General features: G+C 56.4%; 22 protein-coding genes. 11 read left to right on the top strand and 11 right to left on the bottom strand.

Annotated elements, in window-relative coordinates; translation table 11 throughout:
- The first annotated feature begins 53 nt into the window (after positions 1-53).
- The 6 genes from ACR0BI_RS01620 (at position 54) to ACR0BI_RS01595 (ending at position 5402) form a co-directional block, all read left to right on the top strand.
- Complete coding sequence (locus tag ACR0BI_RS01620) at positions 54-965, top strand: DMT family transporter (protein ID WP_480569467.1); 912 nt, start codon at positions 54-56, stop codon at positions 963-965.
- 49 nt (positions 966-1014) lie between these two features.
- Positions 1015-1887 carry an ATPase gene (locus tag ACR0BI_RS01615; protein ID WP_170625984.1) on the top strand — a complete coding sequence of 291 codons (873 nt, stop codon included), beginning with the start codon at positions 1015-1017 and terminating at the stop codon, positions 1885-1887.
- Positions 1888-1925: 38 nt separating this feature from the next.
- Positions 1926-2843 carry a homoserine O-acetyltransferase MetA gene (gene metA / locus ACR0BI_RS01610; RefSeq protein WP_170610376.1) on the top strand — a complete coding sequence of 306 codons (918 nt, stop codon included), beginning with the start codon at positions 1926-1928 and terminating at the stop codon, positions 2841-2843.
- The gene (locus ACR0BI_RS01605) at positions 2833-3786 is read left to right on the top strand and encodes an alpha/beta fold hydrolase (protein WP_480561584.1); all 954 of its coding nucleotides are present in this window, start codon (positions 2833-2835) and stop codon (positions 3784-3786) included. Before metA ends, ACR0BI_RS01605 begins: the two co-directional genes overlap by 11 nt.
- 48 nt (positions 3787-3834) lie before the next feature.
- Positions 3835-4704, top strand: coding sequence for a polyphosphate kinase 2 (ppk2, locus tag ACR0BI_RS01600; RefSeq protein ID WP_170662364.1), 870 nt, complete (start codon positions 3835-3837; stop codon positions 4702-4704).
- An 83-nt stretch (positions 4705-4787) separates the two neighbouring features.
- A complete protein-coding gene (locus ACR0BI_RS01595) occupies positions 4788-5402 on the top strand; it encodes a TetR/AcrR family transcriptional regulator (RefSeq protein WP_170393260.1) in 615 nt (204 codons plus the stop codon).
- 11 nt (positions 5403-5413) lie between these two features.
- Here ACR0BI_RS01595 and ACR0BI_RS01590 read toward each other — a convergent pair whose 3' ends face one another.
- On the bottom strand, positions 5414-6631 hold the full coding sequence (locus tag ACR0BI_RS01590; RefSeq protein WP_480561586.1) for a tetratricopeptide repeat protein: 1218 nt from the start codon (positions 6629-6631) through the stop codon (positions 5414-5416).
- A 239-nt stretch (positions 6632-6870) separates the two neighbouring features.
- Between ACR0BI_RS01590 and ACR0BI_RS01585 the strand changes: the two genes are divergently transcribed.
- The 5 genes from ACR0BI_RS01585 to ACR0BI_RS01565 all read left to right on the top strand — a co-directional run bounded on the left by ACR0BI_RS01585 (position 6871) and on the right by ACR0BI_RS01565 (position 12676).
- A complete protein-coding gene (locus ACR0BI_RS01585; RefSeq protein ID WP_170817692.1) occupies positions 6871-7149 on the top strand; it encodes a hypothetical protein in 279 nt (92 codons plus the stop codon).
- Positions 7146-8786 carry a sulfatase-like hydrolase/transferase gene (locus ACR0BI_RS01580; protein ID WP_480561587.1) on the top strand — a complete coding sequence of 547 codons (1641 nt, stop codon included), beginning with the start codon at positions 7146-7148 and terminating at the stop codon, positions 8784-8786. The genes ACR0BI_RS01585 and ACR0BI_RS01580 overlap by 4 nt, the downstream gene beginning before the upstream one ends.
- 99 nt (positions 8787-8885) lie before the next feature.
- Positions 8886-10553, top strand: a complete 1668-nt coding sequence (locus ACR0BI_RS01575; protein ID WP_480561589.1) for a sulfatase-like hydrolase/transferase — start codon at positions 8886-8888, stop codon at positions 10551-10553.
- Positions 10554-10598: 45 nt separating this feature from the next.
- Positions 10599-11843: a DUF3179 domain-containing (seleno)protein gene (locus tag ACR0BI_RS01570; protein ID WP_480561590.1), complete on the top strand. Its 1245-nt coding sequence runs from the start codon at positions 10599-10601 to the stop codon at positions 11841-11843.
- A gap of 80 nt (positions 11844-11923) precedes the next feature.
- Positions 11924-12676: an outer membrane protein gene (locus ACR0BI_RS01565; RefSeq protein WP_480561591.1), complete on the top strand. Its 753-nt coding sequence runs from the start codon at positions 11924-11926 to the stop codon at positions 12674-12676.
- Between the two features lie 7 nt (positions 12677-12683).
- Here the strand turns inward: ACR0BI_RS01565 and ACR0BI_RS01560 are convergent, their stop codons facing one another.
- The 10 genes from ACR0BI_RS01560 to ACR0BI_RS01515 form a co-directional block, all read right to left on the bottom strand.
- Positions 12684-13391: an ABC transporter ATP-binding protein gene (locus ACR0BI_RS01560; protein ID WP_170393266.1), complete on the bottom strand. Its 708-nt coding sequence runs from the start codon at positions 13389-13391 to the stop codon at positions 12684-12686.
- Positions 13391-14122 carry an ABC transporter ATP-binding protein gene (locus ACR0BI_RS01555; protein ID WP_480561593.1) on the bottom strand — a complete coding sequence of 244 codons (732 nt, stop codon included), beginning with the start codon at positions 14120-14122 and terminating at the stop codon, positions 13391-13393. Before ACR0BI_RS01555 ends, ACR0BI_RS01560 begins: the two co-directional genes overlap by 1 nt.
- The gene (locus tag ACR0BI_RS01550) at positions 14119-15066 is read right to left on the bottom strand and encodes a branched-chain amino acid ABC transporter permease (protein WP_170393268.1); all 948 of its coding nucleotides are present in this window, start codon (positions 15064-15066) and stop codon (positions 14119-14121) included. Before ACR0BI_RS01550 ends, ACR0BI_RS01555 begins: the two co-directional genes overlap by 4 nt.
- Before the next feature lie 2 nt (positions 15067-15068).
- Positions 15069-15920, bottom strand: a complete 852-nt coding sequence (locus tag ACR0BI_RS01545; RefSeq protein ID WP_170510277.1) for a branched-chain amino acid ABC transporter permease — start codon at positions 15918-15920, stop codon at positions 15069-15071.
- 65 nt (positions 15921-15985) lie between these two features.
- A complete protein-coding gene (locus tag ACR0BI_RS01540) occupies positions 15986-17266 on the bottom strand; it encodes an ABC transporter substrate-binding protein (RefSeq protein ID WP_480561595.1) in 1281 nt (426 codons plus the stop codon).
- Between the two features lie 96 nt (positions 17267-17362).
- The gene (locus ACR0BI_RS01535; protein ID WP_480561597.1) at positions 17363-17773 is read right to left on the bottom strand and encodes a Rid family hydrolase; all 411 of its coding nucleotides are present in this window, start codon (positions 17771-17773) and stop codon (positions 17363-17365) included.
- A complete protein-coding gene (locus ACR0BI_RS01530; RefSeq protein WP_480561599.1) occupies positions 17770-18951 on the bottom strand; it encodes a malate dehydrogenase in 1182 nt (393 codons plus the stop codon). The genes ACR0BI_RS01535 and ACR0BI_RS01530 overlap by 4 nt, the downstream gene beginning before the upstream one ends.
- Positions 18951-19574 carry a BMC domain-containing protein gene (locus ACR0BI_RS01525; RefSeq protein ID WP_170393272.1) on the bottom strand — a complete coding sequence of 208 codons (624 nt, stop codon included), beginning with the start codon at positions 19572-19574 and terminating at the stop codon, positions 18951-18953. Before ACR0BI_RS01525 ends, ACR0BI_RS01530 begins: the two co-directional genes overlap by 1 nt.
- Positions 19571-20950: an aldehyde dehydrogenase family protein gene (locus ACR0BI_RS01520; protein WP_480561600.1), complete on the bottom strand. Its 1380-nt coding sequence runs from the start codon at positions 20948-20950 to the stop codon at positions 19571-19573. The genes ACR0BI_RS01525 and ACR0BI_RS01520 overlap by 4 nt, the downstream gene beginning before the upstream one ends.
- Positions 20950-22134, bottom strand: a complete 1185-nt coding sequence (locus ACR0BI_RS01515) for a hypothetical protein (RefSeq protein WP_480561602.1) — start codon at positions 22132-22134, stop codon at positions 20950-20952. The genes ACR0BI_RS01520 and ACR0BI_RS01515 overlap by 1 nt, the downstream gene beginning before the upstream one ends.
- Between the last annotated feature and the right edge of the window lie 12 nt (positions 22135-22146).

Here is a 22146-nt window from a genome sequence, read left to right as displayed (position 1 = left end):
GCCATCTCGGTGGGGCTTTTTCGCATGTTCCGGGTCGATATGCTGATTGAGAGATGCCAGAACAAGCCATGACTTCTCAGAAAACACTCACAGCTCGCACTTGGTCCGAATTGATACTGCTTGGTGTCATTTGGGGAATGTCATTCCTAGCGATCCGAATCGCACTTGATACGATTCCCGTCATAACATCAGTTTTCCACAGGGTTTTTTGGGCAGCGCTGGCGTTGTGGATCGTCATCATCTTTCAACGCCAACCGGTCCCGAGCGATCCGAAGGTCTGGGGTATTTTTCTGATCATGGGGCTGTTGAACAATGTCCTGCCATTCTCGCTTATGGCCTGGGGACAGCTCTATGTCGAAACTGGGCTGACATCGATTCTGAACGCTGCCACCGCGATCTTCGGCGTCCTTCTGGCGGCCTTGTTTTTTCGCGACGAGAGGTTGACCAAAACCCGCCTCCTTGGCGTAGGGCTTGGGTTTCTGGGCGTTTCAATCACAATTGGCCTCAGACAGTTTAGCAACCTAAACCCAAGCAACCTGGGTCAGGTTGCGATCCTGGCTGGGACGCTTTCTTATGCGTTTGCAGCCATCTGGGCTCGCATCCACATGAGCGCCCTTCCCCCTCAGATCGCCGCGGCAGGTATGTTGACCGGATCTGCGATCCTGATGACGCCTGTTATGTTGTTGGTCGATGGAGTTCCGACCTTCACCCTGCCCCTGCAAACCTGGCTGGCAATCGCCTATTACGCCCTGCTGGCAACAGCCGGAGCCTATTTGCTGTACTATCGGGTGCTGCAACAAGCAGGCAGCGGCAATGTTCTGCTCGTAACGCTCATCATTCCGCCAATCGCAATCCTAATGGGTGCTTTGGTGCGCGATGAAGCTTTGCCACCACGTGCTTTTATTGGTTTTACGGTACTGGCGATCGGCTTGCTCATCCTCAGCCGATCTCGCCGACGCGATTGACGCCGCCAGCGGCCCGTTTTAGCTAGGGCAAAACAAGGGACGGCGGATTATGATCTACAACTCGGCAACGGACTGGCGTCAGGCTGCGCGAAAGAAGGTGTTGTTCTTCGGTATGTCCGGGTTGGGAAAATCCTATGTCTCAAACACGCTGCGAGATGCCGGGGACTGGTTCCACTATTCAATCGATTACCGCATCGGCACCCGCTATATGGGCGAACATATCGCGGACAATGCCAAGGCTGAGGCGATGAAAGTACCCTTTCTCCGCGAGCTTTTGCTGTCGGATTCAATATATATCGGGTCGAACATCACGTTTCAGAACCTGACCCCGGTGTCGACTTATCTGGGCAAGCCGGGCAATCCCGATCTGGGCGGCCTTGAAATCTCGGAATATCAGCTGCGGCAAGACCAGTTTCGGCAGGCCGAAATCCATGCCTTGTTGGATACCAAGTATTTCATAGACCGGGCCAATCGTCTTTATTGCTATCCACACTTTATCTGCGATACCGGCGGGTCAATCTGCGAATGGGTAGAGCCTGAAAATCCAAATGACCACATTCTGACCGAATTGTCGCGCCAGACCCTGATGATCTGGATCAAGGGCGATGAAGCCCACACTGAAGAACTGATCAAACGCTTCGACAAGGCACCAAAGCCTATGTCCTATAAGGCCGAGTTCCTGCAGCGGGTTTGGGACGAATACCTCGCCCTAAACAAGTGTTCCGGCACCAAGGTTGATCCGGATGCATTCATCCGCTGGACCTATGCGCAAGCGCTGGCGCACCGGCAGCCACGCTATGAAGCGATGGCCCGAAATTGGGGCGTTACAATAGCAGCCGATGACATCGCCAAAGTGCGGGATAGTGGCGATTTCGATGAGTTGATCGAACGCACCCTTGAGACCCGCCCCAACCCCGCCTAAGTTCCAGACTTCCTTCGCAGTTTCAACAGCGTGACCAAATGCCGATCAAAATCCCCTCTGACCTGCCCGCCTTTGAAGTCCTGACAAATGAGGGCGTCATGGTCATGGCTGATGATCAGGCCGCACGGCAGGATATTCGCCCCCTTCGGATCGGGCTTTTGAACCTGATGCCAAAGAAGATACAGACCGAAAACCAGTTCGCACGCCTGATCGGAGCGACCCCGCTGCAGATTGAGCTGTCTCTAATCCGCATGACGGAACATCAGACTAAGAATACCGCCGCCGAGCATATGGCCGAGTTCTACCATCCGTTTCAGGAGGTGAAGAACCAGAAGTTCGACGGCCTGATCATAACCGGTGCACCAATCGAACATCTGGATTTCGCTGACGTCACCTATTGGGATGAAATCCGCGAAGTGTTTGAGTGGACCCAGACCAATGTGCATTCCACATTTGGCGTATGCTGGGGTGGTATGGCGATGATCAACCATTTCCACGACGTTGAAAAACACATGCTGGATGCGAAGGCCTTTGGCTGCTTCCGGCACCGGAACCTTGCACCCGCGTCTCCATTTTTGCGTGGTTTTTCTGATGATTGCGTGATACCCGTTAGCCGCTGGACCGAGATGCGGCAATACGAGATCGATGCGGTTCCTGATCTGATCACTTTGCTTGGCAGTGATGATGTCGGCCCCTGCCTGATCGAAGATCCCGTGCATCGGGCGCTCTATATCTTCAATCACTTTGAGTATGACAGCGATACGCTTAAACAGGAATATGACCGGGACATCGCAAATAACACGCCGATTAATGTGCCTATCAACTACTATCCCGACGATGATCCAAGCCAGAACCCTCAGAACAGGTGGCGCAGTCACGCGCATCTGCTTTATGGTAACTGGATCAATGAAATTTACCAGACAACCCCGTTTGATATGAGTAAAATTGGCCAGTAAGCTTTTGATATCGCTCAGCGTTGCGCTTGTGGGTCTCGCCCTTGTGACCGCATGGCGCAGCGCGCAGCGTGAAAGCAGCGCCGAGGCTTCGTTTCCGCCAGAAGGCCAGATCGTCGATGTCGATGGCGTTGCTGTGCATGCCGTCGTGATGGGCGTAGGGCCGGATGTGGTGCTTATCCACGGGTCCAGCGGAAACACGCGCGACATGACTTTTGCGCTGGCCCCAATTCTGGCCGAGACCTATCGCGTCATCGTCTTTGACCGCCCGGGTCTTGGATATTCAGATAGCTTTAACTCCGACGGCGAAACCATTGTCGAACAAGCGGAAATCCTACAACGGGCCGCATCGAAACTAGGCACAGAAAAACCGATCGTCGCCGGGCAAAGCTATGGCGGTTCGGTTTCGCTTGCCTGGGCTGTCACCCGGCCCGACAACATCACAGCTTTGGTCCTGATCGCTCCGGCGGCGATCCCGTGGGAAACACCTCTGGACGCGTTCAACACTATTGGTGCGACGACAGCGGGCAACGCCCTTGCCTTGCCTTTGGTCAGCGCATTTGTTCCTGACTGGTTTGTTACGAAGGCATTGGACCAGGTGTTTGCACCGCAGAAAGCCCCCGAAGGATATGCCGAGCATTTCGGGCCGGGCTTGACCATGCGCCAGTCTTCGATGCACGCAAATGCCAAACAGCGTGCAAATCTGCTGGATGAAATCACCGAGCTTCAACCCCGCTATGGCGAGATCTCCGTGCCAACCGAAATTGTCCACGGTACGGCGGATACGACTGTCGGGCTGGGCTGGCATTCCGAGCGCCTGATCGAACAGATTCCCGGCGCTGAGCTGATCGAATTGGACGGCATAGGACACATGCCGCAGGTTGTGGCCGCCCCAGAGGTTGCCGCCGCAATCGACCGCGCAGCCGAGCGCGCGGGTTTGCGTTAAGTCCATCCGTAATTCATAGTAAGATATGGATTTTATGGCGAGGCGTGCATGACCCAATCAGACCCGGACACTATCGAGAACTATTTTCACAACCACGCCCCAAGATCCATACGCTCGGCTATTGAAGAGGCCAAGAAGGGTGAAATTCTGAACCCGACCTACCCCTACTCCAAAAAGCTTAAAGGCAAGGAATACGATCAGCAGATGGAAGGTCTGCAGATTGAGCTGGTCAAGATGCAGCGATGGGTCAAGGAGAACGACCAGCGCATCGCTATCCTGTTCGAGGGCCGTGACGCCGCTGGCAAAGGCGGAACCATCAAAAGGTTCCGCGAGAATTTGAACCCAAGGGGCGCGCGGAACGTGGCGCTTAGCAAACCCTCGGACGCAGAACGCAGCCAATGGTATTTCCAACGCTATATCTCTCATCTCCCATCGGCTGGTGAAATCGTGTTTTTTGATCGCAGTTGGTATAATCGGGGCGTTGTCGAAAATGTCTTTGGCTTCTGCACGACGGAAGAGCGTGAACGTTTTTTCAGGCAGGTCCTGCCCTTGGAAACCGGGTTTAGCAACGATGGCATACATATCTTCAAGTTCTGGCTGAATGTCGGGCGCGCCGAGCAGCTTAACCGCTTTCTTGCCCGCGAAACCGACCCTCTGAAGCAGTGGAAACTCAGCCCGATCGACATCGCAGGCCTACACAAATGGGACGAATACAGCCAGTCGATTACCGAAACCCTTACACGAAGCCATTCCGAAAACTGCCCTTGGACGATCATTCGATCAGATGACAAGAAACGCGCCCGGCTGGCAGCCATTCGCACCGTGCTAAGCCAACTCGACTACGAAGGCAAAAACCTGGAAGTGGTGGGCATGCCGGATGAAAAGATCAGTGGTGGTCCGGAAATCTGGGATGCATAAGCTAATTGCAACACTCTGCTCAGCCTATGCTGGATTAGGCCCTAGCCGCTGCATATATATAATAAAACGCGCCTGAGGCCGGGATGACGAAACGCGGATATCACCACGGAAACCTAAAGCAAGCCTTGATGGAGGCCGCCTTATCCCTGATCGAACAGAAGGGACCGACCGGTTTTACATTGTCAGAGGCCGCAAAGACCGCTGGGGTCACTCCTGCCGCCGTTTATCGCCATTTCGAAGGGCGTGAGGACCTGATCGCCGAGGCTGCGCGGCAGGGGTTTGAGATGTTCGCCGACCTGATGCAATTTGCCTATGACAAAGGGCAACCCTCGGCACTTGCGGCGTTTGAGGCCACGGGCCGCGCCTATCTGGCCTTTGCCCGCAAGCACCCCGGCTATTATATTGCGATGTTCGAAAGCGGGATTTCAATCAATCGTACACCGGAACTGGCGCTGGCCGCGAACCGGGCCAAAAACGTGCTTGAAAAGGCCGCCAGCGATCTGTCGCAGCATATTCCGCCGGAGAAGCGTCCGCCCGCTTCGATGTTCAGCGCCCATATCTGGGCCATGAGCCATGGTGTTGTCGAACTTTTCGCACGCAATACCGGCGCAAGTTCCCCCTTCCCGCCTGAAGACCTTCTGGAGAGCGGAATTGGAATCTATCTGCGCGGTTTGGGTCTGGTCGCACAGGACGAATAAGACCCTGCCAGTCAATCACTTTCGCGGGCGGTCCCGCCGTCGATCAATGGGACTCCCGCTGCCCTCACGCCTGCAATAAGCGCATCAACCGGTTGCGACTCTTTGAATACGCGGCGTTTCAGGGCCTCCAGCGGAAAACCAGGCCAAGTTTTCTGGTAAACATTGGCGAGACGCCGTGCCTCGACTTGTTCGCCATTGTTCCAATGCGCGGCCATCAGATAGGCCGCTGATATCGGCCCAAATGGTCCTCCGCGCTCGATCGTGTCCTCGTAAGTTCGGATCGCCGCTGCATAGTCTCCGGTATGAAAATGCGCAGACCCTAGTACATTGCCAAAGACAAGCCCGCCGCTGCGTTCCGCAAGCTCTTCATACCATTCAGATTGCGACAGGATCCGCTCGAAATTCAGAGTATAGAGTGAAATAAGTGCATCGAACTCAGCGACATGCGGATCGGTGGGGGCCAGATCAACGGCTCTGCGAGACCGGGCTGATGCCCGATCGTAATTGCCCAGTGCAAATTCCAGCCAGGCCCGCGCCGAAAGCGCCCAAGCCTCATCAGGTGCGATATCCATCGCATGGGCGCTTTTTTCATCGGCAGACTTCAAATACTTTTCTGCATCCGGTTCAAAGAACAACAAAATGGCCAGCATGGTCTCGACCTGTGCCGCTCCGGCATAGCCACAGTAAAAGAGTGGATCTCGTTCAATCGCCGTCTCAAAAATCAGCAAAGCCGGTTGCAGACGCGATAGGTCAACGACGGGGAACATCACATCGCGGCCAGCACTGCAAAGGTTTATCGCTTCTACCCGGGCGGGAGATACGTCATAAATCGCGCTTTGCCCTCGGCCCACAGTGCTGCGTGGCTCATTCTTTGAATAATAGCCTGATACCCAGGTGCCTACGCCAATCAAAGCCAGAAAGAACGCGATGACCAACGCGCTTCGCCGAATGCCCTGTGGGTTCTGGGCTTGCGAACTCCCCAGCGTAAATTCGGGTGCATAGCTACCGACAGGCAGCGAAATCACCACCGCATCAGTTGCGCCATCACCTCCGTAGTAAGCTTTTAGCTTTCGCCGGACACGACCCGCATCGACGCGCACAACCCCTTCCCGCTTGGTCAAGTCGTCGGCGCTGTAACCATAAACATCCATGGCAATGGTCTTGGCGCGGATCTCATCCTTGCGGCCCGCAAGCGCTTCGGTCACGACATAGCTAAGAAAGGCCCGCATTCGGGCAGATCCTTTGAAGCCACCTGAGTTCAATACCCGCTCAAGAGCACTTCGCACCTCCTCATCCGAGAAAGAAGGCGCTGTGTCACGTTGTTTGTTATCCGCCCGGGCAGTCAAGAACTATCCTTTCATGACAACGGCTTGACCCCATGGTGCTACGGTAGCATGCGGCTTAATACGTTCAAGTCATATTCTAGGGAATGCATACTTTATGAGCAATTTCCACGAAGGCAACGCGGATGGACGAAGAAGACTTCTTTGACGCACAATTCCCGGGAACCTCCGTTCTGCTGCGAAACATGCGCGCCCAAGACAGTGAGTTCGACCGGATTTGCCTCGATTATCAGGAGATGATGACCGAGCTGGCACAGTCTCCTCTTTCCGACACGGGCGTTCGCCCTCGGTACCTCGCGGATCTGGCGGAAACCGTTACTGATTTGCGAAGCTCTATCGAAGCAAAGCTGTCAGACGTTCCGGGTACGCCTGGGCATATGGATAAAACGAAAGGCTTGAAATGACCCTGAAACACATTTTACCCGCGCTAATCCTGACTGCAGGTTCGGCATATGCCCAACAGAACCCGATTATTCACGATGGTGAGTTCGAATTTCTGCGTGCCCAGTTCGGCACGGTCTGGGATGCCCAGGACATTGAGATTGACGCGAAACTGGCCGAAATCCGCGACGCAAACGGGGGCAAACCACCCAATATCCTGTACATCCTGATCGACGACATCAGCTTTGGTCAGATGGGTGATCGCAAGATGAACTACGTCATGGGCATCGAAACGCCCAGCATCAACCAGTTCGCCACCGAAGGTTTGTCGCTGATGCGAATGTACACGGAACCCTCGTGCACGCCGACCCGAACGGCGATGCTGACCGGGCGACATCCGGTGCGTGCCGGTGTGACAGAAGTCAAAGTGGCTCTGGTAGGCGAAGGCCTTCCAGCCAGCGAGGTGACCCTGCCCGAGATCCTAAAAGAGGTTGGCTACAACACCGTGCATGTTGGCAAGTGGCACCAAGGTGACATCGAACAGGCCTACCCCCACAACCAAGGTTTCGATTGGGCCGCCTTCCCCCTGCATCAACAAGTTCAACTGAGCCTCATGACCCCCGAGGCGATGCGCGCGAATAACATGCTCGGATACGTGCCCGAGGGGCAGAACAATCAGTTTCTGCTGGATGAGCGTTTCAAACCCTACGGACTGGTGACTGGTGTCGAGGCAGAAGCAGGCGGCACCGCCCGAGAGGTGGATATGTCACCGGGCGAGGTCTGGACCCAAGCCAAGTATGAAGCGATGAACGAGAGGTATCAGCGTCAGGCTCTTGAGCAATTGGAGCGTGCCGCAGCCGAGGAAGAACCGTTTTTCCTGCAATATTGGCCGCTCTACCCGCTGAATTTCGTTTATTCCGAGAACGCGATCTCTCGCAACGGCGGGTTTCATGCTGACAAACTGCAACTACTGGATGGCTGGATCGGTGACCTGCTGGTCAAGCTCGAAGAAACCGGAGAAGCCGACAACACGATTGTGGTTTTGATGGCCGACAATGGACTGATGTACCACTACGAAGGAACTTCGGGGCTCAATCAACTGATCTATCGTGGCGGTAAGACACAACATCTGGAAGGTGGCGTACGCACGGATGCATTCATTCGCTGGCCCGGAGTAATCGAGGCTGACAGCGCCGCCGGAGATATCATTCATGTGTCTGATATCTATACCACAATGGCTCGGATCGCAGGCGCGACTGATCATATCCCGCGCGACCGCATCATCGATGGTGTCGATCAGACCGCCCTGCTGCTGAACGGTGAAGGCAACGGTCGCCGCGATTATGTATATGTCTATGAAGGCCCGGTTTTGCGCTCGGTGGTCAAGCAGGAATTCAAAATGCACCTGCCCGCGCCCGGCCAACCCGGAGCGGCGGCCCCGACCTTCAACATCTATCGTGATCCACGCGAACTGCACCCTTTGGTCGGTTACTCACTTTGGGCCGGAGCGTCGTTTCAGGACATGATCAAACGCCATCAGAAGATGATCGCGAAACACCCGCATTCCGAAATCGGGCGCGGCATCCCCTACGAGGGCATCGACAACCTGCGCCCGGAATCTGAACTGGCTCGCGATGTGTTCACCAGCTGGCAGCAGTGAAGGTTACAGAAATTCCTGTTTAAATATGATAATGTTTTAATGTGAAATCAGCGGCAGGAGTGTTTGCGTTCCGCCCAGTACACGATCGGGGGATATCGAATGAAGATTTCAGGGGTATTGGTTTTATTCGTCAGCCTTGCCGCGCGCAGCACGTTCGCGCAAGAAAACCCAATCCAACACGATGCCGAATTCTATATCTTGCAAGCACAGCGCGCAGAGCAATGGGCCCAGGATGATATGGCTGTGGATGAAGCCCTGGCTGCATTTCGCGAAGGCAACAACGGTAAGCCACCGAACATCATCAGCGTTCTGATCGATGATCTGGGATTCGGCGACATGGGGATACCCGAGTTGAACGCCGTTCGGGGTTATTCGACGCCGAATATCAACGATTTCTCCGACGACGCGATGCGCATGGTTCGGATGTATACCGAACCCTCTTGCACCCCTACTCGCGTCGCCCAAATGACAGGGCGGCTGCCTGTACGCATGGGAATGGGAGATACCACCGTTGATATTGCCGGCTTTGGCCTGCCGGGGGCAGAAGTGACATTGGCCGAAGTGCTGAAACAGGTTGGCTACGCAACCAGCCATGTTGGCAAGTGGCACATGGGGGATATCGCGGAAAGTTGGGCGATGAACCAAGGCTTTGACTATGCGCAACACGCCATTCACCAGCAGGGTCAGCTGACGATTTTCAATGATGATGCAATCAAAGAGCAGGTCTCGGTCGCGATCAGAGATTATGATGACAAATACACGCTGGACGGTTGGTTCAGGCCGGACGCCTCAGCGATGATGACCGTCATCGAAGGCGAAACAGGCGGTCCAATTCGCGAAATTCGGATGGAGTCAGGGGAGCGCTGGAATGCGGCCAAATACGATGAGATGAACCAAGCCTTTCAGGACAAAACCTTGTCTGAGCTTGAACGTCTTGCCAGCGACGATACCCCCTTCTTCCTGCAATATTGGCCGATGATCCCTCTGGATAATACCCGCGCCGGACGCTCTGGTCCCGAAAGCGCGAATGGCGGTCTCTATGTCGACAAGATGCAACTTTTGGATCAATGGCTGGGTGATTTGTTCGCCAGCATGGCAGAGTTGGGGGTCAGCGAGAATACCATCGTCATCGTTATGGGGGACAACGGCCACTTTACCAAATACGCCCCGCAATCGGGCTATACTCCGATGATATATGCTGGTGGCAAAGGGGATACGACCGAGGGCGGTGTTCGGGTCGATGCCTTTATTCGCTGGCCGGGGATGATTCAGGCAGATGGTTTGCTGAACAGCATCATTCACGTGTCGGACCTTTATACAACGCTTTCACGTTTTGCGGGGGCCGAGCAATACATCCCGCGAGATCGTCTGGTGGATGGCGTCGATCAATCCGCAGCGCTATTGTTTGCGGACGAAGCCAAAGCGCGCAGAGATCACGTGATCATCTATTCGGTGAACAAACCCGAGGCGATCGTGAAGGACCAGCTTAAGCTGAAGCTGCCGGGAGCCGGGGAAAGCGCCATTCTGGCAAAGTTCTTTGATCTCTACCGGGACACGCGCGAGGAATATTCAGTCTCGACCGAGGTTGGCGCCTGGGGCGGGCAGGAATTCGCACGCATCCTTGGCCGACACATGGCCCGCAAAGAGAAATTCCCCGACACGCCGCCCGCGTATGGCGTGCCCTATGAAGGGATCGAGAACCTGCGCCCCGAAACCCAACAAGCGGTCGAGGCTTTCCTGATCAAAAGCCAATCCCCGCAGCAGTAGCACGGTGTCGCCGTCGTCATTCACTCAAGTTTCTAGGATCATCACATGCTTGGATTACTCCTATTCGCACTGGGTTTAATCGGATCACTCGGGATCGGATTCGTCTATTTCCGTGATTTGGGCGACGTGTCCCAGATGCTGTTGAAGGTAAAGCGCGAGAATATGGTGCGTTTCATCCGCAATGAATACCGCTTGATTGCCATCGGGTTGGGCGCATTTGCTCTCGCAACGCTCGCGCATTTCGCCCTGGGAGCCGGGCCGTTCTGGCTTTGGCTCATTGCCGCTTTATTTGTTCTACTTCTCTATGGCTTTCCCTTTGTCTGGGTTCATCTAGGTCTGAGAAATCAGCTAAATGACGCGCAGTATTTTCCCATCGACGAGGCCCGCAAATATGTCGGGCCGACTGCCCCCGTGATGGTGATTGAGAATGACGGCCATGCCCGAGCCCATCCTGATGCACAAATCATGCGCCCACATTTGGCGGGCGACGACAAAGGGCTGGGCGGAGAAGACGTCGTGATGACCTATTGCGCCATGGCCAATCTCGGTCAGGGCTATGCGCCAAGCATCGAAGGCAAACGGCTGAACCTTGAGGTTCTCGCCCAGCATGGCAACAACCTGATCCTGCGGGACAACGATACTGGCGAGCCCATCCAGCACATATACGGTTTTCGCGAAGCGGATCGTGACACAAATGCAGACGGTCTCGCGTGCCCTCTGCGGCCCGAAGCGCAGATGACACCCTGGCCAACCTATCGGATGACTTTCCGTGGATTTCAAAAGGCTTTCCCGGAAGGCGAGGTGTTTTTGAACAAACCCTCCCCAAACCCCTTGCTGCGGCTGCTGGACATGATGACCGAGATCACGTTCGGCTGGGGCATTGGCCGTCAGCATCAGGAGGACGCTCCTGTAATGGACAACATGGATCGATCGGATGACCGATTACCCAACAAGACCTATGTCTGGGGGATCACAATCGGACAGGATGCCACCTGCTGGACCGACGATTTCGTTGTCGACAACGATTGGATCGTCAACGCGCGTGTCGGCGGGCGGGATATCGTCGTCAGCCTCGATCCGAAATTTGAAAGCTTGGGCGTTTGGTACAATGACAGCGGTCAACCCGTGACCCAATGTGACTTTTGGGGAATGTCTGATCAGGGCCAACTACAACGGGTCGAAACGCTGCGCGCAGGCGTGTTCTGGCATGTCTGGTCCGAGTTTTTTCCCAGCACCGATATCAATCGTGTCGGTGACGGCGCAGGCAAATCCGAAGACGTGGCAGCATGAAGGAACGAACAATGCGCCTGGCTAGGTTGGCATGAGGCGACAATAGAAATCAATTCAAGGTTCTTGGCGGGAGACGGAAAATGGATGTGACAGTAAAGTGGACAGGATTGGCTCTTGGCCTCGCAATGGCAGGTTCGATGGCACCAATGGCCTTGGCCCAACAGTCGGACTGGTCATATGAGGCCTCAATCTATCTTTTCATGCCGGAAACTGAGACCTCACTCAGCACACCGATGGGTACACTGGATGGCACCCTGAGTTTTTCCGATGCGTTGGACAATCTCGATTTTGCTTTCATGGCCGCGTTTGCCGCCACAAATGGCCGGTGGTCCCTGTTGGCCGACTATAACTATACCAATCTGTCTTTCAGCAGCGACACTCCCGGCCCTGCCAGCTCAGGCTTGGACACATCCTTTACCACGCAATTTCTCAGCGGCTATGTCGGATACAGGGTCTACGAGGATCAAACCGCGAATGTGGATATTGTCGGTGGATTCAGGTGGTTCAGCACGGAAACCGACTTTGAATTGCAACCAGGCGCGGCCCCCGGCCGTCGAACAACGGTTGATTCAAGCTGGACCGATCCCTTGATCGGGGCCCGCGCACGCGTCAAGTTCTCGGACAAATGGTCAGGAACTGGGTTTGTAGACTATGGCGGCTTCCGCAGTGGCAGCGAGACATGGCAGGTTCTGCTGACAGCCGACTATGCGATTAATGATCGTTGGCTGATCCGCGGTGGATACCGCTATATCTCATTCGACCACGACATCGACGGAAACGATTTCAAGTTCGACCAATCCGGTCCACTGATTGGCGCGACTTACCGCTTTTGAGCGGCTTTTAGTGACCGCCAAAGTAAGCCTCGAGCAATCGCTTATCATTCCGCAACTCGTCTGCGGTGCCTGATGTCTGCATGCGTCCTGACTCGAGCACGTAAATCCGGCTCGCAAGCGAAAGCGCGAAATTGGCGTTTTGCTCGGTGATTACAACTGTCAGCCCGTATTCCTTGTTGAGCTTGCGCACCACCTCGGCGATTTCGTGACAGATTTTTGGGGCCAGACCAATCGTCGGTTCGTCGACGAGCAACAGCTCGGGGCTGGTCATCAGCGCGCGTCCGAACGAGACCATCTGACGTTCCCCGCCCGACTGGGTCGAGGTCTCCTGCCCTTCCCTCTCTTCGAGACGCGGGAACAGGCTGTGTACCATTGCCAGATTGCTCTGGATGTCCTCGCGGGCCGTGAAGGCACCGACCATTAGGTTGTCACGCACTGACATATAGGGAAACAGGTTGAAGCGTTCGGGCGCATAACCCACGCCATGCCGTACAATTTCGGAAGGCGTCCGACCGGCAAGGCTGTGCCCCCTGAGCCGGATATCGCCCTCGATTTTGACTAGCCCCATGATGCTGTCCAGCAAGGTCGATTTTCCAGCCCCATTTGGACCCACCACAGCGACAATCTCACCGGGTTGGACGGTGATCGAGATGTCGGTCAGAGCTTGCGCCTTGCCATAGAATGCCGACAGGTTTTCGATTTCCAGATACGACATTACGCGCCCCCCAGATACGAGGCCTGAACAGCCTTGTCGTTCATGACTTCGCTGAACGAGCCCTCGGCAATCATCGTGCCCCGTTCAATGGCGATCGCGCGGTCGACCAATGGCTCAAGCGCAGGCAAATCATGGCTGACGATCAGAAAAGTCATCCCATCTTTGCGCATCGACTGAATGAGATCAGAGATTTGGGCGATCTCTCCTGTGGTGAGACCCGCAAACACTTCATCCAGCAGCATCACCTTGGGCACGGTTGCCATTGTGCGCGCCATCTCAAGTTTACGCAGATCACCCATGGCCAGTTCTGTTGGCGCGCGTTTCAAATCCGCTTCTGTAAACCCGACGCTGAGCGCAAGCTCTCGCTCACGTTCTTTATCTGGGGGTGAGACGATCATCTGCCAGATATTGTCGGGCATTAGGCCAACCCGGATATTTTCGGCAACGCTCATATCACCAAACGGGCGTGGGATCTGATAGGTTCGGCTGACCCCGGCCCGAATGCGTTGTGGCGTCGACAGTGTCGAAATCTCCTGCCCGAACAGTTCGATCGTTCCGCCGTTTTGCCGCAACTCACCCATGATCTGGCTGAACACGGTCGTCTTGCCTGCCCCGTTGGGACCGATCAAGCCAAGCGACTCGCCCTCTTTGAGAGAGAACGAAAGATCATTCGTCGCGACTAATCCGCCGAAACGTTTTACCAGACCTGAAACCTGTAACGCCACGCTCATGTCGTCCGCCCCTTGCCCAGGCCTTTGAAACCACGCCGAACCAGCTCAACAATGCCTTTCGGCTGATACATATAGAGGAGCAGCGCTATGGCTCCGTAGACGAAATACCGTTCGGCGCCAGGAAGGACCGGTCGCAGATACTCCAACAGGAATGTCATGAAGAACGCGCCGATCATGGGGCCAATGATGGTCGAGGTTCCCCCCAGAAGTGCCGCAACGATGATTGTGAACAGGAAGTTAATATCAAACAACGCACGCGGCGCGAGCGATCCCAGATAGTGAACGTAGAAGGCACCACCCAAGCCCGCGATCATCGCACTTGTCAGAAAGGCAAAAGCTTTGAGGCGCGTGGTGCTGAGGCCCGAACCGCGCACACTTTCCTCGTTCATTCCGATGGCAGACAAGGCCGTACCTAGTCGCGTCTTCATCAAAAGCCACATGCTGACGGCGATTGCCAACATCAGCGTCGTGGACAGGTAATACCCGTTCGCCGCGCCGCGCGTCAGAGTTTGAATACCCGACATGCCGCGCGTTCCGCCAGTCAGATCCGGGCGAATGACCTGAACCAGTTGGTAGAGCAACTCCATGAACGCCAGCGTGACGAGCGCAAAATAACTTCCACGTATACGCAGCGCTGGAAGCAGCACCAATAGGCCTGCGATCATGGTAACAAGTACGGCGATCGGGATCGAGATTTCGACAGCGACGTCAAAGCGCTTGGTCAGGATTGCCGTGGTGTAGGCCCCGATACCGATCAGGAACGGATGACCAAAGCTCACATAGCCTGTTCGGCCAGACAACACGTCCCAGCTGATAGCGAAGATCGCCAGGTAGTTGGCAAAGATCATCGTGCGCATCGTCCCGTTCGAGACGAATTGCGGAAGCAGGAACATTCCGACGATCAAGCCACCCCAGAGTGCAAAGTGAAACCAGCGTAGCCCCATCGTCACAGCTCCTCTCGGCCGAACAGGCCCTGCGGTCGCGTGACCAGCACCCCGATGATCAACAGCATCGTGAAAACACCGCGCAACTCAGGTGCAAGCGTCGCCACAACGATGACTTCGAGGAAGCCCACAATATGCGCCACCACCAAAGTGCCCAGGATCGATCCGATCCCGCCAACGATAACCACAGCCACCGAAATGATTAGCGGAGCCACCCACATGGATGGCGATAGCTGAGTGTAGCTGGCAAAGAAGACGCCTCCGATTGCGCCCAATGCGCCAGAGATACCCCAGGTGATCAGATTGATGCGATCCGGATCGATCCCGGAAATTGCAGCGCCTTTAGCATCCATCGACACCGCCTGCATCGCCCGTCCGGTATGTGTGAGCCGCACAAAGGCATAGAGCCCTAGCAGAATTGCCCAGCTAATAAGGGTTGCAATCAGGATGTTATACGTGACCGAGGCCCCGGCCACATTGATCACCCCGGGAACAATCGGCAAAAGGATTTTGCTGCTGTCGCCAAAGACCAAAACGATCCCGGCCTGAATGACGACCGCAAGGATCAGCGTCGAAATCTCGACGGCCACGTGATCCCCTTTGAGCGTTTTGACAATCAAACGGTACTTCAGAACTCCCATCAGCACACCCAGCGCAGCGGCCACGGCAACCCCCATAAGCTTAGGCATACCAAGTGACTGCGATATCCAGAAGTAAATGTAGCCGCCGACCATCAGATAGGCGCCATAGGCGAGATTCAGAACGCGGCCTATGCTGAAGATCAGCGTGAACCCCATAGCGATGAGCGCGTAGAGACCGCTGAGCAAAAGCCCCTGAATCAGTATCTGCAACATGTGTGGATCCTTGGCTGCGAGTGCGCGTCGCCGCGCACCCGTTTCAAGCTATGGTTGGGGCAGGTTTATGGCTTTACCCAGCTGGGCAGCGTGAACTCGCCCGTCGCGTATTTCTCGGGGTACACAACTGCGGCAGTGCCGTCTTCGTACCACTGGACCACGACCATTGACGGGGCCGCATCATCAAACGGCTCGGAAAGATCAAAGCGAATGTTGTGGGGATAGGTGCGGCCTGTCACAGGCTCGACCTCATCATCGCCCCAGAAGGCATAGCGCAGCCAAAGCTGACCACCCATCTCAAGAACCAGATCCTGCTTCTTCATGGCATCGGCCCAGCCTTCGACATTGTCGAAGCCACCCGCCTCTTCCGCGGCAGCCATGGCCTGCTTCAGCCCGTGATAGGCGTTGAACCCATTGAAATGCGGCAGCAGTGGGCGGCTGTCATACTTGGCCTGATAGGTGTCGACAAAGGTCTGGCTTGCCGGGTCAAGTTTGAACCCTACAGACGGGATCGGTGACAGGGTCGAGATGCCGCCCCCGGCTCCGCCAGTGTCTTCCCAATATTCCATACCCAATGCAGCTACGTTCACGCCTGTCATCGCCATGGGCACCTGCAGTTTCACATATTGCGACGAGACCACCTGAGAATTTACGGATGAGACCTGGTAGATGAAATCCGCCCCTGTATCCTGCGCGCGGCTGAAGATCGGCGCGAAATCAACGGTGGCAACATCATAGGTGATGATGTCCTTGACCTCGATCCCCGCAACCGGCGCAAGCGCCTCGGTCACCAATCCGGTGATCGCTTCGCCAAATGCCGTATCCTCAGCCAGAATGACAACGGAATCCCAACCCATCTTTTCCTTCAGAACATCCGCACCGAAATTGATATAAAGCGTGGCAAGCGCCTCGTCTGAGGCGATGTTCATGAAATATGGTGCCATGCTTTCGGGATCTTCGACCACCATGTCGATGATGCCGATATATGACGTCCACGTGTCCAGCGTCGGTATCCGGTATTCCTGCATTCGCGGCAGCCAGCCCAGCGAAACATCATCGATAGAGCCTGAGATGATGAAATCTACTTCCTCGGTTTCCGCCAGATATTCATAGGCCCGCACACCTTCAGTCGGGTCCTGACCGGTATCGGCAGACACCAGCGTGATCTGTTCCCCCATAACGCCGCCATTCGCATTAAGCTCTTCAATCGCGATCTCTGCACCACGCAGCGTCGACAGACCGGTGTCTGAGGAAAGAGATCCAATAAAGCCCACCTTGATTTCAGCTGCGGCCGCCGAGGCCACAAGCGCGATACATGTTCCGCTGAGTAGCGCTGTCTTGATCATCACATTAGCTCCCTGTGTCTTATTGTGCCCTTCTTGTATTCTGTATACAGTACACAAGACGATAGTTCGATCAAATCCTTTCTTGGTGACTCATGTTCAGATTCCGCTGATTTCGCCGTTTTCGTCGTGAATTACCGCATCCACATCGATTTCCACCGTCAAACCGGGTTGCGTCAGCCCGGCTTGAACGGCTGTCAGAACAGGATCGATATCTTTGAATACCTCTCCGTGAACGCTCGCGAATTCACCCGCGCGCGACAGATCGGTCAGATAGGCGCGGACCCGGCCTACATGGCGCATCTCGGCACCGACGGCCTTAAGCGCCTCTTCTATACGGGACAGAATGTATTTTGTCTGGGCGCCCACATCTCCTGGCGCATGAATACGCCCGCTGGGTTCGATCGCTGTGGTCCCTGCGACCCAAACGAAGGGACCGATGCGCTTTGCGCGGGAATAAGACGCAACTTCTTCGAACCGCCCGCCTGACTTCCAGATGCGGAGGGTCACAGGCCTAACCTCGATCGGATGGCATCCGCCGCTTTCTTCAAGGCTGCTTGTTCTTGATCGGTCAGCCGCAACTCCTCGACTTCGACCAACCCGGAAGACCCCAGATGGGCAGGAACACCAAGCACAACCCCATCGATGCCATATTCCCCCTGCAACATGACCGAGACCGGAACCGGGCCGGTGCGTGCGCCCCGGATATGGTCGATCAACTCGATCGACGCGTGCGCCGGTGCTATGGTTGCGGAACCGGATTTCTTCAGGGCAACTACCTGCCCACCGCCGGTCACGGCGTCCTGAACGCAAGCCTCAATCTGATCAGGCGATAAAAACACATCCAATGCCCTGCCCTTAATTTTTGCCCGGCTTGGGATTGGCGCCATCTCGTCCCCGTGGCTTCCGAGCGTGAAGGCTTCGACATCAGCGGGCGCTACTCCCGCAGCCATAGCAAGGGCGTTGCGAAACCGGCTGCTGTCCAGAGTACCGGCCATTCCCAGCACCCGTTCACGAGGGAACCCGGTTGCGCGCAGCATTTCTACGGTCATTTCGTCAAGCGGATTGGTCACCACGATGACGATGGCATCAGGCGCAGCGGAGCGTATGGCCTCAGCGGCCTGGCGGATCACGCGCGCATTCACATCGATCAGATCCGCGCGGCTCATACCTGGACGCCGGGCACGGCCTGCGGTCACCACGACCACCTCAGCACCTGCCACAAGGTCCAGCGACTCGCCGCCAACACATCGTGACCGAGCGCCGGTAATGCCTGACGTGTGGTTCAGATCCAACGCCGTAGCAGCGGCCATTCCGGGCGCAATATCGATCAGCGCGATCTCATCCGCGATATCCTGCATCGCCGCCAGATGCGCCACATTGCCCCCGACGCCCCCTGCCCCGATCATGGCAAGTTTGCCAAGCCTTCGGGCCTTGCGTTTCGAACGCACCGGAGCAACCCATTTGGGCGAGCGGCGATACAACACACGCTGCATTGAAATAGTAGCGTCTGTACGCGTTGGTTGTGGCTTTTCCAGCGGTCCGTCGACAAGCTTTATGCCAACACGCTCGGCAGTTTCGCGTGCCAAGGCCGTCACGATATCGTCGGGCAGGACTTCAAACACGATCCGACCGCGACGGCGGGCATCTTCGACCGCCTCTGAACCTATGACGCGCGGCGCTGCCATCAGTTGGCTTGCCCGTCCACCGCCTCTATCGCGCGGGTTGCGGCCTCGACGGCGGTCTTGACCGAGTTTTCAGACCCCGAGATGAACAGGCGGCCAAACCGCCCCACGGCGCGCACTTCGACAATATCGATCTCTGCCGCCTTCTCCGCTTCATTCGCGGCAATCGAGATATAAGCAGCCGGGGCACATTCGACGATGCCCAACGTCTGCCCTGGAACGATCAGAGCCCCCTTGCGCCATTTGTTCAGCAGTTGCGCCTGATAGGGTTCGACGCTGGTGATAATCTGCGTGGAACTGATCGCCGGCTTCAACCGGTCAGACATTGTTGCGCCGAGCTCGGCCAGCATCGCATCGCGCGCGGCGGACACCTCCGCATTCGACGGAGACCGCAGGATAAAGAACCCGAACTCGCGCTCGACCATCTGTGTTGTCGCCTCAACCGAAGATGCCTTGAGCGCCCGGTCGATCAGCGAGAATACTCCGTTACCCGGCGCAAACTCTCCGATCAAAACCGTATCCCCGGACAAGGGCACCGACCCTTGCACCGTCGCACCGTTATAGGCGGCGAATTTTGGTTGCAGGTTGTCGATCTGCATCAGCGCCCGGATGGTAATCTCGCTCATGCGCCATACTCCTCGTAAATGTCGCGCCAGGGCCTGCTTTCGTAGGCAACCCGTTTGATGTTGATGAGATGCAGGGCTGTCACATTGTCCGAAGTGATCGAACCTGACCACGTGCCGGTGCCCAACATGAAGGATGGTTCCAGATCAGTCGAATATCCCATACCGCCCATGATGCCCGGTGTATTCACCAGTACCCGACCCGTCGGCACGGTGGCAAAACGGGCCACGATCTCAGGGTCGTCCGAATGGATGACCGAGGAATGACCCCACCCTTCGAACTTGGCGATGGATTGCGCCAACTCGATCCCATGGTCTGTGGATTTCGCCGCGTAGAACGCCAGAACGGGGTTCAGCTTTTCTGCAGACAGCGGGCGCTGCCAACCTACTTCAGTTTCTTCCGAGACGAGGCACCGGGTGCGTGGTGGGATGGAAAAACCGGCAGCATCCGCCAGCGCCTGCGGGCTTTGCCCCACCTTCTCAGGGTCCATGGTCTGCACGCCTTTGAAGATCACCCCGGCAAGACGATCCGCTTCGGCCGGAGTGCAGAAATAGGCACCTTTCAATTTTAGCTCGTGGCGCAAATCACGTGCGATCTCGGGATCAGCGACGACGGCCTGCTCACTGACGCAGGCGGTCCCGTAGTCAAAGCTCTTCGACGTCACGATCATCTCGGCGACTTCCGCCAGATCGCGTGCTTTCGACTTGTGTACGTAACACGGCACGTTGCCCGCACCAACCGCGAGCGTGGGTTTGCCGCTGGAATACGCCGCTTTGACCATGGCAGGACCACCGGTTGCCATCACAACCGAGGTACGGCGATGTTTCATCAACTCGGCTGTGCCCTGAATTGTCACGGAATCCAGACATTGGATTAGACCCTTGGGCGCACCAATTTGTTCAGCCACGCGCGCCATAATTCGCACCGTTTCGATGCCACAACTCACACCACGCGGATGCGGCGCACACACGATCGCATTGCCTGCCTTCACCGCAGAAAGCACTTTGTAGATGATGGTTGAAGTGGGGTTCGTCACCGGGATCAGAGCTGCCACAACGCCCATCGGTTCACCGAAGGCTGCGATCTTTGTCGCATCATCGCGCCAAAGCAATCCCAGCGTTGTCACATCTCTTAGATAATCCGCGACTGAAAGCGCGTTGAATAGGTTCTTGACGCGCTTGTCCGGCACATTCCCATATCCGGTTTCCTCGACGGCCATTTGCCCCAGCCGTTCGGCCTCGGGCTCGATGGCGCGCGCCATGGCGTCGACTATTGCGTCTACCTGCGCCGGGTCAGTGCCCCAAAAGGCGCGATAAGCCTCGAAAGCGCTATCTGCGGCACGCCGTGCGGCGGCGATTGATTTCAGATCTGCATCCATCAAGTAGCTCCGGTGACGATGGTGTCAAAGATACGGCGCGCTTGATCAACGTCGCCCGCTGAAACCCCTATGGCTTCGAGGCGCCGTCCAGCGGCAGCCACATCCGCCCCCAAAATTCGGTCGGACATCGCGATCAGGCTGTGCGTCAACGGGCTCGGGATACCCGCAAGCTCACCCGCTGAGACCAAAGGTACAAGCGAGCCCAACACGCCATCCCGCATCATACCGCGCGACGTTTGCTGATCCGGGATCGGACGCGCGCCCGAGCCACGTTCGGCGCCGACAAAAGTGGATATCCACTGCCCTGTCTCCGGCAGGTTGCGAACTCCAAACGCAGCAGCAATGCGTCGCCGTTCGTCTGCAAGCCCCTGAATGACCTCTGTCTGGTCCGGACCAATCAGAGACGCAAAGGTCTGGTTATCCTCAAGCGGAACACCACCCATTGGAATGTCAGGACCACCTGTCCCCATTGCGGCACCGCCGAGGATCAGTGCAGGTATCTCGACTGCGGCCGACAGATCGTTGAAGCCGCACGACAAAACCGAGTCGACCGCCTGAATGTTGGACAAATAGGCGGACACGGTGTCCAGAACCTCTTCCCGACCGCGCGGCAAGGTTGCCGCAGCCATCGGTGCCGCCTGCGAAAGCGTCAAAGCTGCGCCCTCGGAACGGAACCAGTATGGCAGACCCTGAACCTCGACCAGCGTGACGTCTGCCGCGCAGCCTCCGATACGCAACAACCAGGCTGTTTCCACAGCCCCCAGGGATCGTCCTGGCGCAAGGACCAAGATTTGCCCGTCGCTGAGGTGATCGGCCAGCACCATCGCATAAGTGCGCTGTTTGTGAAGCGGTCCGGTCAGGAATATCACCTGTGCATCGCGCACCGCTGCATCCAGCTCAGCGGTTGTGCGCACCGACGGCCCATCCCGATCGACTTGATAGGTCCCGACCGGACCTTCACCGCGAAGCGAGATGCCTGAGGACTGGGCCAACAGCGACAGTTCGGCCCCATAGGCCGAAAACAAGGTGACCTCAGCCCCTTCGGCAAGGCAAAGAGCGGCCAACAGGCGTGCATCAGCCCCGCCGCCCAACACCGATATCCGGTCGAGCTTGGGATGTTCAGGTGCACCCCGGGTTGAGCCACGTGTCGCTGCACGTGTGAATTCCTCGAAACCGGCTGACATAGCGTCTCCTCA

The sequence above is a fragment of the Ruegeria sp. E5 genome, assembly GCF_056534105.1.
The sequence above is the reverse complement of the archived record's forward strand: the minus strand, read 5'-3'. Positions and strand labels throughout refer to the sequence as shown.

Excerpts from the sequence above, each read along its gene's own strand:
- ACR0BI_RS01590 (WP_480561586.1), bottom strand. The coding sequence starts at position 6,631 with ATGCGGGCCTTTCTTAGCTATGTCGTGACCGAAGCGCTTGCGGGCCGC.
- ACR0BI_RS01525 (WP_170393272.1), bottom strand. The coding sequence starts at position 19,574 with ATGAGCGAGATTACCATCCGGGCGCTGATGCAGATCGACAACCTGCAA.
- ACR0BI_RS01565 (WP_480561591.1), top strand. The coding sequence starts at position 11,924 with ATGGATGTGACAGTAAAGTGGACAGGATTGGCTCTTGGCCTCGCAATG.
- ACR0BI_RS01520 (WP_480561600.1), bottom strand. The coding sequence starts at position 20,950 with ATGGATGCAGATCTGAAATCAATCGCCGCCGCACGGCGTGCCGCAGAT.
- ACR0BI_RS01550 (WP_170393268.1), bottom strand. The coding sequence starts at position 15,066 with ATGGGGCTACGCTGGTTTCACTTTGCACTCTGGGGTGGCTTGATCGTC.
- ACR0BI_RS01615 (WP_170625984.1), top strand. The coding sequence starts at position 1,015 with ATGATCTACAACTCGGCAACGGACTGGCGTCAGGCTGCGCGAAAGAAG.
- ACR0BI_RS01580 (WP_480561587.1), top strand. The coding sequence starts at position 7,146 with ATGACCCTGAAACACATTTTACCCGCGCTAATCCTGACTGCAGGTTCG.
- metA (WP_170610376.1), top strand. The coding sequence starts at position 1,926 with ATGCCGATCAAAATCCCCTCTGACCTGCCCGCCTTTGAAGTCCTGACA.
- ACR0BI_RS01545 (WP_170510277.1), bottom strand. The coding sequence starts at position 15,920 with ATGTTGCAGATACTGATTCAGGGGCTTTTGCTCAGCGGTCTCTACGCG.
- ACR0BI_RS01585 (WP_170817692.1), top strand. The coding sequence starts at position 6,871 with ATGGACGAAGAAGACTTCTTTGACGCACAATTCCCGGGAACCTCCGTT.
- ACR0BI_RS01515 (WP_480561602.1), bottom strand. The coding sequence starts at position 22,134 with ATGTCAGCCGGTTTCGAGGAATTCACACGTGCAGCGACACGTGGCTCA.
- ACR0BI_RS01570 (WP_480561590.1), top strand. The coding sequence starts at position 10,599 with ATGCTTGGATTACTCCTATTCGCACTGGGTTTAATCGGATCACTCGGG.
- ppk2 (WP_170662364.1), top strand. The coding sequence starts at position 3,835 with ATGACCCAATCAGACCCGGACACTATCGAGAACTATTTTCACAACCAC.
- ACR0BI_RS01540 (WP_480561595.1), bottom strand. The coding sequence starts at position 17,266 with ATGATCAAGACAGCGCTACTCAGCGGAACATGTATCGCGCTTGTGGCC.
- ACR0BI_RS01560 (WP_170393266.1), bottom strand. The coding sequence starts at position 13,391 with ATGTCGTATCTGGAAATCGAAAACCTGTCGGCATTCTATGGCAAGGCG.
- ACR0BI_RS01575 (WP_480561589.1), top strand. The coding sequence starts at position 8,886 with ATGAAGATTTCAGGGGTATTGGTTTTATTCGTCAGCCTTGCCGCGCGC.
- ACR0BI_RS01530 (WP_480561599.1), bottom strand. The coding sequence starts at position 18,951 with ATGGCAGCGCCGCGCGTCATAGGTTCAGAGGCGGTCGAAGATGCCCGC.
- ACR0BI_RS01620 (WP_480569467.1), top strand. The coding sequence starts at position 54 with ATGCCAGAACAAGCCATGACTTCTCAGAAAACACTCACAGCTCGCACT.
- ACR0BI_RS01555 (WP_480561593.1), bottom strand. The coding sequence starts at position 14,122 with ATGAGCGTGGCGTTACAGGTTTCAGGTCTGGTAAAACGTTTCGGCGGA.
- ACR0BI_RS01595 (WP_170393260.1), top strand. The coding sequence starts at position 4,788 with ATGACGAAACGCGGATATCACCACGGAAACCTAAAGCAAGCCTTGATG.